Genomic DNA, 12106 nt, shown 5'->3' on the forward strand with positions numbered 1-12106 from the left:
CTCAAGGACTCCTCGTGTCGGGGAGCCCTCCCTAGCGCGCGGCGACCGCCGCTGGCAAACCGCCGCTCAGGCGAAGCGGCGGGCCGCGTCGAGGCCGAGACCGAGGCCGACCGAACCGAAGGCGTCCGACAGGGCGACGCGTGCATGCGGAAAGCGCGCCGTCGCCGCCCTCGCCACGGCCGGCACCTGCGCGCCGCCGCCGGTCAGGATCACCGTCTCGATCGCCTCCGCACCGATGCCGGCGAGCTGGAGCGAGGCGGCGATCGCGCCGTCGATCCGCTCCACGAGCTCGGCCGTCGCCGCCTCGAACTCGGGCCGCGTCACCGGAGCCTCCAGCGTCAGCCCCGATTCGCGAAGGCTGATCGTCGCCTCCTCCTCGTGCGTGAGGGCGATCTTCGCCCGCTCGACCGCCCCGGCGAGCCGGTGGCCGGAGCGGTGCGCCAGCATGTGCTCCATGCGCTTCAGCTTTTCCGGCTTGGCGGCTTCCTTGCCGAGTGAGCGGATGTCGGCCAGCACCTTCGGCGTATAGAGCGTGTTGATGCGGTGCCAGGTCGCGAAATCGTTGAAGTACCAGACCGGCAGCGTCCGCTTGCCGTCGGCCGTGGCGGAGCCGAGCCCGAGCAGCGGCTGCATGCGGGCGATGTTCAGGAGCCGGTCGAAATCCGTGCCGCCGACATGGACGCCCGTGGTGCCGAGGATGTCGTCGGCGCGGTCGGGGCGCCGGGCGCGCTCGGGGCCAAGGCGCAGGATCGAGAAGTCGGACGTGCCGCCGCCGATATCGACCACGAGCGCCACCTGCTCGGCGTTCATGCCGCTCTCGAAGTAGAGGGCGGCAGCGACCGGCTCGTACTGGAACTCGACATGGGCGAAGCCTTGCGCGCGCGCGGCCGAGGCGAGCTGGTCCTCGGCTTCCTGGTCGGCCACGTCGCTTTCGTCGACGAAGCGCACGGGCCGGCCGAGTACGATGCGGTCGACCGGCCCGTCGCTCTCGCGCTCCAGCGTCTTGCGCATGTGCTCGAGGAAGGTGCCGATCAGCGCCTCGAAGCTCATGCGCTGGCGCCCGACCTGCGTCGTCTCCTTCATCAGCGACGAGCCGAGGATGCTTTTCAGCGCCCGCATGAAGCGGCCTTCCGCGCCGTCGACATATTCGAAGACGGCCCGGCGTCCGAAATAGGTCTGGCCGTCCTCCAGCGAGAAGAACAGGGCCGAGGGGATCGTCAGGTGGTCGCCCTCGACGGGCAGGAGCCTCGGCATGCCGCCGGGGGCGCAGAGCGACAGGGTCGAGTTCGTGGTGCCGAAATCGAGGCCGGCGAAGGAGGCGGACATGGGGGCGGGCTCATGCAGGAACGGCGTCGCCACCTCGGCCGGGCGAGGCGTCGAAACGGGGAACGGGGCGGGGCGGCCCGTCTAGCCCATCGATCTGCCGAAGGGAAGGGGCGGCCGTGCCGGCAGGCCCGATCCCGTCAGTTCGCTTCCGGCTTGCGGTACTGCTCGCCGATCCGTCCGAACTCGCCCTGCACCCGGCCGAGCGCGATCTGCAAGGGATAGAGGCCGATCAGGAGCGAGCGCTGGCGGATCGCCTGCAGAACGGCGCGGGGCGGGGCGGCGAGAAGGAGCGCCGCGGTTTTCGCCGCCGAGCGCACGCGCCCGTCCCGCCGCCGCTGGATGGCGCTCGACAGGGCGCCGTTGCGCAGCGAGCGCGCATGGAGCCACGACCATTCGGTACGGCGCGCCGGCACCGTCTCGTCGACCGGAGCCTCCGCGCACCAGCCGAAGCGGGCGCCCTTTCGGGCGGCGCGCGAGAAGAAGTCGGAATCGCCCCCGCCGGTGAAGTTGAAGGCGGTGTCGAAGACCGGATCGCCCATGCGCTCCAGAAGCGCGCGCGTCAGGCAGAGATTGCCGGACGACAGGAGGATCGGCACGCGGCCCGTCGCGCCGTAGGGCGGGCGGAACACGGGATGGCGGGCGACGGCGTCGCGCGCCGGCCCTTCGAAGACCGGCACCTGCGGCGCGCCGACGACGTCGACGTCGAGCCGCTCGACCGTCTCGATCATCCGCTCGGCCCAGTCCGGGCCCGCCGCTTCGTCGTCGTCGATCACGAGGCAGTGGCGCATTGCGGGAAACTCGGCGAGCGCGACCTTGAAGCCGGCATTGTAGGCCGAGCAATTGCCGCGCTCGTGCGCGACGAGGACGAGCCCTGCCATCGCCCCGGTCTCGAACAGGTCGCGAGCCGCCGCAAGGCCCGCCCGTCCGTCCGCGTCGTTTTCCATCACGACGACGGCAAGGTTCCTCTTCGTCACCTGCGCCGCCAGCGAGGCGAGCGTCCGCAGGAGCCCGTCGGGGCGGCGAAAAGTCGGCAGGATCACGACCGCGTCGAACCCGCCCGCCGCGTGCGGCGAGCGCGCTTCGATCGTGACGCAAGGGGAGGCGGGCTTCTGATCTTCCATGACCGGTACGCTAGCGCGGCGATCCTGAATAAGCGGCGAAGATGACGCGTTAAAACGGCGGCTTTGACGAAATCGCAACGGGCGGGGTGGCAATGTGGCGCTCAAACAGGGTGAATCGTAGCGCCGATGCATATCCTCTTCGCGACATCGCTCCTGCCCGAGCGGGAGCCGGCCACGGGTTTCGAAATCGCCAACCGTGCGATCGCCGACGCCTATCGCTCGGCCGGGGCGCGGGTGACGGTGGCGGGCTTCCGCCGCCCCGGCGCGGCGCTGCCGGACGTCGCCCATGTCGACCTCGGCGAGATCGCGATCGAGAACGCGGGCGCCGGGCGCGCGCGCAAGGTGCGGTGGGTGCTGGACGCGCTCCGCCGCGGCCTGCCGGTCGGCGCGGCCAAGCTCCGGGTGATGCCGGAGGCAACGCTTCTCCGCCGCCTGCGCGCGGCCGGACCTTTCGATGCCGTGGTGCTGTCGGCGGCCCAGCTGCCGATCGCCTTTCCCGGCCTCCTCACCATCGCGCCGCCGATCTTCGTCGCGCACAATGTCGAGCACCTCTCGGCGGCCGAGATGGGCCGGAGCGCCGGCAGCGCTGCATCCCGCCTTCTCTATCGCCGCGAGGCGAAGCTCCTGCGCGCGGCGGAAGAGCGCCTGTGCGCCGCCGCGCGCGTCGTCCACAGTCTGGCTGTTGCCGACGCCGAGCGGCTGGGGCTTGCGGGCGATCCGCGCTCGATCCCGCTCAGCCTCGGCATCGGGCGCGGTGCGGCGCCCGCCGACGACGGCGCGCGGCGGTTCGACGTCGTGATGATCGGCACCTGGAGCTGGGCGCCCAACCGCCTCGGGCTCGACTGGTTCGCCGCCGAGGTCGCGCCGCGCCTGTCGCCCGGCATCGCGGTCGGCGTCGCCGGCCGCTTCGATGGCGCGCCGCCGCCAGCACCCCGCAACGTGTCCTTCCTCGGCCGCGTGCCGGATGCACAGGCCTTCGTGCGGTCGGGCCGCGTCGTGGCGCTGGCGACACGCGGCGGCACCGGCGTGCAGCTGAAGACGATCGAGACCCTGGAAGAGGGCATGCCGGCCGTCGCGACCCCGTCCGCGCTGCGCGGCATCGGCGCGGCGCTGCCGGGCAACGTGCGCGTGGCGAGCGACGGGGCCGCGTTCGCCCAGGCCCTCGAAGACCTCGTGACCCGAGAGCGCGCCGGTGAGGCGGTGCGTCTCGACGGCCGCGCCTTTGCCGAACGCCAGCGGCTCGACTGCGAGCGGGGCGTGCGCGCCGGGCTTGCGCTCGTCGGTCTCGGGGGGAAGGAAGCGAGCGGACCCGCGGTCCCGGTGATGGAGGCTCTTGCGTCATGATCGAACCCGCGCCCATCCAGCCCGCGGCCGGCAAACCCGTCGCCATTCGTCGGCGCGCCGCCGCCCAGCCGTCCGTGCGCCGCCTCGGGCAGCTCGACGTCGCCGTCATCACGGGGGCGGAGGCGATCGCGCGCATCGACGGGGCCATCGCCTCGCGCCGGCGCCTGCAGATCGCCTTCGTCAACGCCCATTGCGTCAACGTGTCGGTGACCGACACGGACTACGCGTCCGTGATGTCCGAGATGCTGTGCCTGCCCGACGGCATCGGCGTCGATGTCGGCTCGCGCATGCTGTTCGGCGAGCCGTTTCCCGAAAACCTCAACGGCACCGACTTCCTGCCGCGGTTCTTCAGCGAGACACAGGCCGAACTGCGCGTCGGCCTCGTCGGCGGCGAGCCGGGGATCGTCGATCGGGCGGCCGAGCGGTTCGGCGAACGCTTTCCGCGCCATCGCTTCATCGCGGTCTCGCACGGCTTCTTCGCGGAAGGCGAGGAGACCGAGCGGCTGCTTGACTGGATCCGCCTCGCGCGGCTCGACGTGCTGCTCGTCGGCATCGGCGTTCCCCGGCAGGAGCGCTTCCTCGCCCGCCATGTCGGCGTGCGCGAGGCGCCCGTCGCCTTCGCCGTCGGGGCGCTCCTCGACTTCACCGCCGGCAAGGTGGCCCGGGCCCCCGCCTTCGTGCGGCGCCTGCGCATCGAGTGGATCTGGCGCCTCCTGATGGAGCCGCGGCGTCTGGCGCGCCGCTATCTCGCGGGCAATCCGGCCTTCCTCGCGCGCATCGCCCGCCAGCGCATCCGCAAATGACGCCGCTGCAGTTCGCGCTCGTCACCTCGAGCTATCGCGGCGACCTCGATCGCTGCCGGTTGCTGTGCGACAGCATCGATCGTTTCGTCACGGGCTTCGAGACGCACTATCTCCTCGTCGAGGCGCGCGATCTCGCGCTGTTCAAGGGCTTCGAAGGGCCGCGTCGCCGCGTCGTCAGCGAGCGCGATCTCCTGCCCTGGTGGCTGCGGCCAGTGAACCACCCCCGGCAGCGCGGACGCCGGCTCTGGATCCATCCGTTCGGCCTGCCGCTGCACGGCTGGCACGTCCAGCAGCTGCGCCGCTTCGCCATGGCCGAGACGATGGCGGAGGCGGCGATGGTCTCGCTGGATTCCGACGTCGTCTTCGTGAAGCCGTTCGACGTCCGGTCGATGGAGGCGGGCGGGCGCGTCGCGTTCTACCGCGTGCCGGACGGGATGGACCGCGTCCTTCCTCACCTTCGGGCCGAGCACGAGACCTGGGCCCTGCGTGCCGCGCGGCTGATCGGGCTCCGCCCGCCTGTCCCCACCCGGACGACCTATATCGGCACGCTGATCGCGTGGCGTCGCGACACGGTGCGCGACCTTCTCGCCCGCATCGCGGCGGTCGGCCACCGGCCGGCGATGATGGCGCTGTCCGCTTCGCGCGCCCTTTCGGAATGCACGATCTACGGACGTTTCGTGGAAGAGGCCGAGGCGCGGCCCGACCGCCACGCGCCGGAAGCCACGCAGCGCTGCGCCGTCTACTGGGACGGGCCGCCGCTCGACGAGGCGGGCCTTACCGCCTTTCTCGACCAACTCGCGCCGCACCATGTGGCGATCGGGCTCCAGTCCTTCACCGGCACCGACCCCGCCCTGATCCGCCGCGCCGTCGGCCTCTGACTCCGCCGGCCGATCAGGCCGGCCGGGCGATGGGGAAGCGGCGTGCGTCGAGCGCGGTGTAGGTCGCCATCGCGGACGCCAGCCAGAGGGCCGCGAACACCCCGTTGAGGCCGACCACCCAGGCCGTGTCGCCCGCCGCCTCGCCGCCGCGCAGCACCAGCGTCAGGAGCGCGCCCTTCGTCAGCGTGAGGACGGCGAGGATCACGGCCCGCGTGCCCGTGCGGCCGCGGGCGTAGAGGAGTTCGCCCTCGTATTCCACGAGATTGCGGAAGGCCGGCACGAGGAGCGCCATCAGGACGAGCGGCGCGGCGTCCGCGACGTTTGCGCCGAGCAGCGTCGGACGCACGTGGAGAATGAGGCCGAGCACGGCGAGGCCGCCGGCCGAGACCAGCGCGATTCCCGCCTCGACGCCCCAGCGCACGCGCCAGGAATCCAGCCGGTCCGGCCGGCGCATCAGCGCCTGCACCGCCATCATGTTGAAGGAGCGCACGGGCAGCGCGGTGAGGTCCACGAGGCGCATCAGCATGGCGTAGAGGCCGGCGATGTGTGGGCCGCCGAGCGACAGGACGAGCAGCTTGTCGAGTTCGGACTGGAGATAGAACAGGACCTCGGCCCCCGCCACCGCGAAGCTGTCGGCGGCGCGCCGGCGGTAGAGGTCCGGCCGCCAGCGCAGGCGCTGGCGCGGGTAGAGGAACAGGATGCCGCCGAGCGCGGCCATGCCGTTGGCGGCGAGGTAGAAGAGGCTCCAGGCGGCGAGCCCGCCCTCGCGCCCGGTGGTGGCTGCGAAGACGAGTGCGGCGAGCGCCTTGGCGCCCGTGCCGATCACCACGAGCACGGAGGCGCGGCCGAAGCGGTTCATGCCGTTGTTGACGATGCAGACGACCTCGAGCGCCCGCCAGCAGACGATCTCGGCGGCGAGGATCGCGGCGAAGGGCGCCAGCGCCATGTCGCCGGCGAAGACGCCGAGGTAGAACAGCGCGGCGCCGAGCGCGACCAGCGGCAGCGACAGGGCGAAGGCGGCGAGAAGCCCGGCGGTGTAGGTGCCCACGAGATGGGGCTTTCGCGTCGCCGAGCGGTAGAGCGGCGAGACGAAGCCGAGCCCGGCCACGCGCGACAGAACGATGCCGGTAGCGGACGCCGTGGCGAAGAGGCCGAATTCGGAGACGGTCAGGACGTTGGCGACCGCGGTGAAATAGGCGAGCGACAGCACGAGCCGGCCGCCCGACCCGCCGAGCAGCTTGGCGTAGTCGCGTGCCATCTTCAGCTTTGCTTCAAGACTTCCTGTCAGGAATCCGGGGCGTCGCATGAGGCACCTTGAAACGGCGGGGGACGAATGACGAACGATGAGAGCAGCGCCTCCCGCGCCGCGCCGCGCTCCCCCTTCCATACCGGCCCGAGCTTAACGCGGCGTTCGCTCCTCGCCGGCGCTGCCGCCCTCGCCGCGGGTATTCCGGCCGCAGCGTCGGCGCGCGCCTCAGGGATCCCGTTCGGCGCCGCGATCCAGAACGAGTATTTCGACGACCTCGGCTATCGCCAGCTGTTCACCAGCGAATGCGACCTCGTGATGCCGATGAACGAGCTGAAGTTCGCGCTGGTCCAGCCGGAACGCGGGCAGTTCGATTTCAGCCGCGCCGATCGCCTCCTCGCCTTTGCGCAAGCCAACGGGCAGAGCGCGCGCGGTACGACCTTCGTCTGGTGGTCGACCAACCCGCCCTGGCTCGAGGCGATCGAGGATCCCGTGGACCTCGAACGCGCGCTCGTCGAGCACATCGAGCGCGTCGCCGATCACTGCAAGGGCCGGCTGACGAGCTGGGACGTCGTCAATGAGGTGATCGCTCACGATCCGCAGGAGCATCGCGGCCCCTTGCGCGACACGTTCTGGCTGCGCCACCTCGGGCCCCGGCACATTCCCGTCGCCTTCCAGGCCGCCGCGCGCGCCGACCCGGCGGCGCGGCTCGTCCTCAACGACTACGACCTCGAGTTTCGCGGGCCCCGCTTCGACCAGCGCCGCGCCATCGTGCTGTCGATCGTGCGGCAGCTCCAGAAGGCCGACATCCGCATCGATGCGGTCGGCATCCAGGGCCATCTCTACGCCCATCAGGAGATCGACGTGGAGGCGCTGGCGCGCTTCGGCGCCGACCTGAAGGCGCTGGGGGTCGGGCTCCTCGTCACGGAGCTCGACGTCATCGACTTCCAGGTTCGGGGCGGACCGGCGGAGATCGATGCGGCCGCGGCGAAGGTCGTCGGCGACTTCCTCGACGGGCTGATGGGCGGCCAGCGCCCCGAGACCGTCATCACCTGGGGGCTGACGGATCGCTACAACTGGGTCGAGGACGTCATGCCGCGCGGCGACGGCGCGCCGTGCCGCCCGCTGCCCTTCGACGCCGACCTGCAGCCCAAGGAATGGTACGGGATGCTGCGCCGCAGACTGTCGCAGGCCTGACGGCGCCATGACGAACGGCAGGGGATTAACGGTTTCTTTGCCATGAGCGGTGAAAGGTGCGGACTGCAAACCGCGCCGTTCCTGTCCAGGGCCTTTCCATGTTCTATGCCGAGGATGCCGCATCCCGCCCCGCGTCCCGCTGGGACCCCGTTCCGGAGGCGCAACCCGTGCGCCGCCACGAAAGCTTCCTCGACCCGGCCTATCTCGCCGCGTCGGTCTGGCGGGCGAAGCGCAAGATCCTCCTCGCAGGGGTCCTCGGCGCGGCCGTGGCCGGCGCCTTCGCCCTGTCGCAGCCCAAACAATACACCGCGACGTCGCAGATCGTCCTCGACCCGCGTGAACTGAACCTCGTCCAGAACGAACTGACCCCGACGGCGAACGGCCTCAACACGGACGCCGCGCTCGCCCTCGTCGAGGGGCAGATCTCGGTGATGACCTCGAACAGCGTGCTCCTGCGCGTGGTGCGCGAGGCGAACCTGACCGCCGATACCGAGTTCAACGGCCTGCGCGAGACCTGGCTCGGCAACCTGTCGGCGACGCTGTCCGCGCTCATGTCGGACGATCCCGTCGCGGCGGCCGACACGCGCGAGCTTCGCACCGTCACCAACCTGTGGCGCCATATCTCGGCGGTGCGCAACGCCAACAGCTTCGTCATCAACGTCTCGGTGACGAGCGAGGACGCCGACAAGGCAGCGCGCCTCGCCAACCTGACGACGCAGAACTTCATTGCCGAGCAGGGGCGCGCGCAGTCCGACCTCGCCCGGCGTGCGACCGAGGCGCTGTCCTCGCGTCTGGCCGAGCTTCGCACCCGCGTCGTCAAGGCCGAGGACGCGGCGGAGGCCTACAAGGCGCAGAACCAGCTCGTCGGCGTCGGTGGACGGCTCATCGACGACGACTACATCACGCGCGTCAACAACCAGCTGGCCGACGTCCGCTCGCAGATCACCTCGCTCAACGTGCGCGCCCGTTCGCTGCGCGAAGCGAGCGTCGAGGACATCGCGGCCGGCTCCTTCCCCGAGGGCCTGAACTCGGAATCGCTCCTGCGCCTGCGCCAGGTCTATTCCGAGGCGGCGCAGAACCAGGCCATCCTCGCCTCGCGCCTCGGGCCCCGCCATCCCCAGCGCATCGCCGCCGACCAGGCGCTCGGCACCGCGCGCCGCGCGATCGAGACCGAACTGTCGCGCATCGTCGCCTCGGCCCAGACCGAACTCGCCAGAGCCCAGGCCACCGAGCGCGACCTGACGGGCCAGATCGACACCCTTCGCTCGCGCCAGATCGAGACCAGCGGCGCCTTCGTGCGGCTGCGCGAGCTGGAGCGCGAGGTCGACGCCTCGCGCGCGGTCTACGAGGCCTATCTCCTGCGCGCGCGCCAGACCGGCGAGCAGGAGCAGCTTAACACCACCAACGTGCGCGTGATCTCCGAAGCCACCGTGCCGTTCCAGCCGTCCAGCCTGTCGCGCAAGATCGTCGTGATCCTGGGCTTCCTTGGGGGCATCGGCCTCGGCATCGCCCTGTCGCTTCTGCTCGCCATGGTGCGCGCCATCAACGGCACGGCCTCACCCGCCGTGGCGGCGCCGGCAAAGGCCACCCGCACGAGGGCGCGGAGGCAGCCGGACCACGCGCCGGAGCCTGCCATGGTGCCGGTCGCGGCCGTCGCTGCGGCAGCCCCCGTGGCGGCAGCGCCCAAGCCCTCCGAACCTGAATCCGCCCCGGCGCTCGACACCAGCGAGGGCGACTGGGTGCTGCGCGGCGGCTCGTTCGACGCCGCCGAGGCGCAGGCCCACGAGGTCGAAGAGGCGCATGCCGAGACGAGCGAAGCCGACGACGCCCCGCCGCAGGAAGCTCGGAGCGTCGAGCCGGTCGCCGCCGAGGACCCGGACGAGCACATTGACGAGGTCGCGGCCGAACCCGCGCCTCCTGTGGCGGCCGCAGTCGCAGAGACGCCTTCCGACGACGCGGATCACCTCCCGACGGGGGCCAGCGAGATCGAGGCGCGCCGCGAGGCGCTGCGACAGCGGATTCGCGAGCTCGGCGCCGTGCGCGTCGCCCGTGGCCTCGGCGCGCCGCATCTTGCCCCCGGCGCGCCCGGAAACCTGTCGGCCGACGAACGGCGCGAGCGCATCAGCCTTCGCCTTGCCGCCGCCCGCGGGCGGCGTGCCGACATCGTCAATCGCGCCGACGTCGAGCACGGCTGAACGCCAAAGGGCCCTACGCCTCCGAGCGAGGCGCCGGCAGTGCAGGACTGATGAGGGCCGCGTTCGACAGGCGAGCGCGGCCGAATTCGGGCACCACCTCCGAGAGGAGCGCCACCGCCGCTCGCGCGTCGCCCGCGGCGACGGCCTGCGCGATCGCCTCGAAGCGGGCGCGCAGGAAGGCGACGTCCGAGACGCGCGACCGGGCGATCAGGAGCCCCGGCAGGCCGGTGTCCTCGCGCGTCTCGCCCTCGCCGAAGAGTTCCTCGTAGAGCTTCTCGCCCTTTCGAAGACCGGTGTATTCGATGCGGATGTCCTTGTGGGGGCGAAGACCCGCCAGCTGGATCAGCCGCTCGGCGAGTTCCGTGATGCGGATCGGCTCGCCCATGTCCAGCACGAAGATCTGCCCCTCCGCCGCCCGGTCGGCGATGCCGTGGCCCGCGGCATGGAGGATCAGCCGCGAGGCTTCCGGGATCGTCATGAAGAAGCGGGTGATGTCGGGATCGGTGACGGTGAGCGGCCCGCCGCGCGACAGCTGGTTCTGGAACAGCGGGATCACCGAGCCGGCCGAGCCCATGACGTTGCCGAAGCGCACGGTCATGAAGCGCGTGCCGGCCTGGGTCAGGTCCAGCGCCTGGCAATAGGCTTCCGCCGCGCGCTTGGTGGCGCCCATCACGTTGGTCGGGTTCACCGCCTTATCGGTCGACACCATGACGAAGGCCGCGGCGCCGCAGCTAAGAGCTGCGTCCGCGACGTTGCGCGAGCCGAGGAGATTGGTCTCGATGCCCTCGAGCGGGTTCTCCTCGACGATCGGTACGTGCTTCAGAGCCGCCGCGTGGAAGATCACCTCCGGCCTCCACTCGTCGAAGATCGCCATGATGCGCGCGCGCTGGCGAACGTCGGCCACGCGCTCCACGGTCTCGACGCCGGGATGCTGGTCGGCCATGCGGCGGCCGACGGTGTAGAGGTTGAACTCGCCGGCATCGATCAGGATGAGGCGCTTCGGCCGGAACGAGGCGATCTGGGCCACGAGTTCCGAACCGATCGAGCCGCCGGCGCCGGTCACGGCGATGCAGCGGCCCTCGATCAGTCGCGCGACCTCGTCGATGTCGAGCCGGATTTCGTGGCGCCCGAGAAGGTCCTCCAGCGAGACGGGGAGCACCTCGATCGGCGCCTCGCCGAGATCGCCGGCGCGCGAGATGTCGGGAAGGCGCTTCACCGCGATCTTGAGCGGCGCCGCGACCTCGACCACGGCGGCGAGTTCGGCGGGGGGCACCTGCGCCTTCGCGACGATCAGCTGGTTGATCGGCATCGCGCCGAGTTCGGCCCGGCGGGCGATCTCGGGCAGGTCGGAGAGGGCGCCCAGCACCTTCACCCCGTGGAGCTGGCGTCCCCGGTTCTTCGACTTGTCGTCCACGAGGCCGACGATGTGGACGCCGTGATGGGAGCGGCGCGCGTCGCGGATGAAGAGGTCGGCATTGTCGGTGAAGCCGTAGATCACGACGGTCTCGACGGGCACGCGGATGCCGCTCGTGTCGAAGAAGCGCGCTGACAGGCCGCGCTCCTTCCACAGGCGATAGGCAAGGCGCGGCCCCCCGAGGCCGACGATCATGATGAACCACGTCATCACCAGCGACGAGCGCGGCAGATAGAGGCCGCGGAACAGGATGAAGTGGCCGGCGAGGAACACGACGTTGATCGCCGTCACCGCCTTGACGATCGACAGGACGTCGAGGAGCGAGGCGTAGCGCCAGGCGCCGCTGTTCAGCGAGAACAGCGGGAACATGGCGGCCGACAGCGCCGTGAACGCGACGATCAGCGACCAGATCTGCCAGTTGTGGAAGGTGATGCTGAAGCCGAACGCGAGGCCGAGCGCCAGCGAGATCGCGATCGCCGCGATCAGGACGTCGTGGACGATGCCGAGCGAGCGGAACGAGCCGCGAGGCAGAAGGGACAGAAGGCGAGGCAGCATCGGCAGTTCCGAAGGGCAGGGGCGCGG

At 71.1% G+C, this 12106-nt stretch carries 9 protein-coding genes; 5 read left to right on the forward strand and 4 right to left on the reverse strand.

Features of this window, described 5'->3' with window-relative positions:
* Positions 1–66: 66 nt before the first annotated feature.
* The gene (locus ASF65_RS19670) at positions 67–1326 is read right to left on the reverse strand and encodes an Hsp70 family protein (protein ID WP_055893240.1); all 1260 of its coding nucleotides are present in this window, start codon (positions 1324–1326) and stop codon (positions 67–69) included.
* A 137-nt stretch (positions 1327–1463) separates the two neighbouring features.
* Positions 1464–2447, reverse strand: a complete 984-nt coding sequence (locus ASF65_RS19675) for a glycosyltransferase family 2 protein (protein WP_055893244.1) — start codon at positions 2445–2447, stop codon at positions 1464–1466.
* Between the two features lie 126 nt (positions 2448–2573).
* Between ASF65_RS19675 and ASF65_RS19680 the strand changes: the two genes are divergently transcribed.
* Genes ASF65_RS19680 through ASF65_RS19690 form a run of 3 tightly spaced genes read left to right on the forward strand, consistent with a single transcriptional unit; the run spans position 2574 to position 5472 of the window.
* Positions 2574–3791, forward strand: a complete 1218-nt coding sequence (locus ASF65_RS19680) for a glycosyltransferase (RefSeq protein WP_055893247.1) — start codon at positions 2574–2576, stop codon at positions 3789–3791.
* Positions 3788–4594 carry a WecB/TagA/CpsF family glycosyltransferase gene (locus ASF65_RS19685; RefSeq protein WP_055893251.1) on the forward strand — a complete coding sequence of 269 codons (807 nt, stop codon included), beginning with the start codon at positions 3788–3790 and terminating at the stop codon, positions 4592–4594. Before ASF65_RS19680 ends, ASF65_RS19685 begins: the two co-directional genes overlap by 4 nt.
* Complete coding sequence (locus ASF65_RS19690; RefSeq protein WP_055893254.1) at positions 4591–5472, forward strand: DUF6492 family protein; 882 nt, start codon at positions 4591–4593, stop codon at positions 5470–5472. Before ASF65_RS19685 ends, ASF65_RS19690 begins: the two co-directional genes overlap by 4 nt.
* A 13-nt stretch (positions 5473–5485) precedes the next feature.
* Here ASF65_RS19690 and ASF65_RS19695 read toward each other — a convergent pair whose 3' ends face one another.
* The gene (locus ASF65_RS19695) at positions 5486–6730 is read right to left on the reverse strand and encodes a lipopolysaccharide biosynthesis protein (RefSeq protein ID WP_244486851.1); all 1245 of its coding nucleotides are present in this window, start codon (positions 6728–6730) and stop codon (positions 5486–5488) included.
* A gap of 75 nt (positions 6731–6805) precedes the next feature.
* Here ASF65_RS19695 and ASF65_RS19700 point away from each other — a divergent pair, with 75 nt between their 5' ends.
* Positions 6806–7915: an endo-1,4-beta-xylanase gene (locus tag ASF65_RS19700; RefSeq protein ID WP_055893260.1), complete on the forward strand. Its 1110-nt coding sequence runs from the start codon at positions 6806–6808 to the stop codon at positions 7913–7915.
* A 98-nt stretch (positions 7916–8013) separates the two neighbouring features.
* Positions 8014–10110, forward strand: coding sequence for a GumC family protein (locus ASF65_RS19705; protein WP_082505867.1), 2097 nt, complete (start codon positions 8014–8016; stop codon positions 10108–10110).
* Positions 10111–10123: 13 nt separating this feature from the next.
* Here the strand turns inward: ASF65_RS19705 and ASF65_RS19710 are convergent, their stop codons facing one another.
* Entirely contained in the window at positions 10124–12079 is a 1956-nt protein-coding gene (locus tag ASF65_RS19710) for a nucleoside-diphosphate sugar epimerase/dehydratase (RefSeq protein WP_082505868.1), read from the reverse strand.
* Positions 12080–12106 lie beyond the last annotated feature (27 nt).

Source organism: Aureimonas sp. Leaf324 (assembly GCF_001423245.1).
GTDB lineage: Bacteria > Pseudomonadota > Alphaproteobacteria > Rhizobiales > Rhizobiaceae > Aureimonas.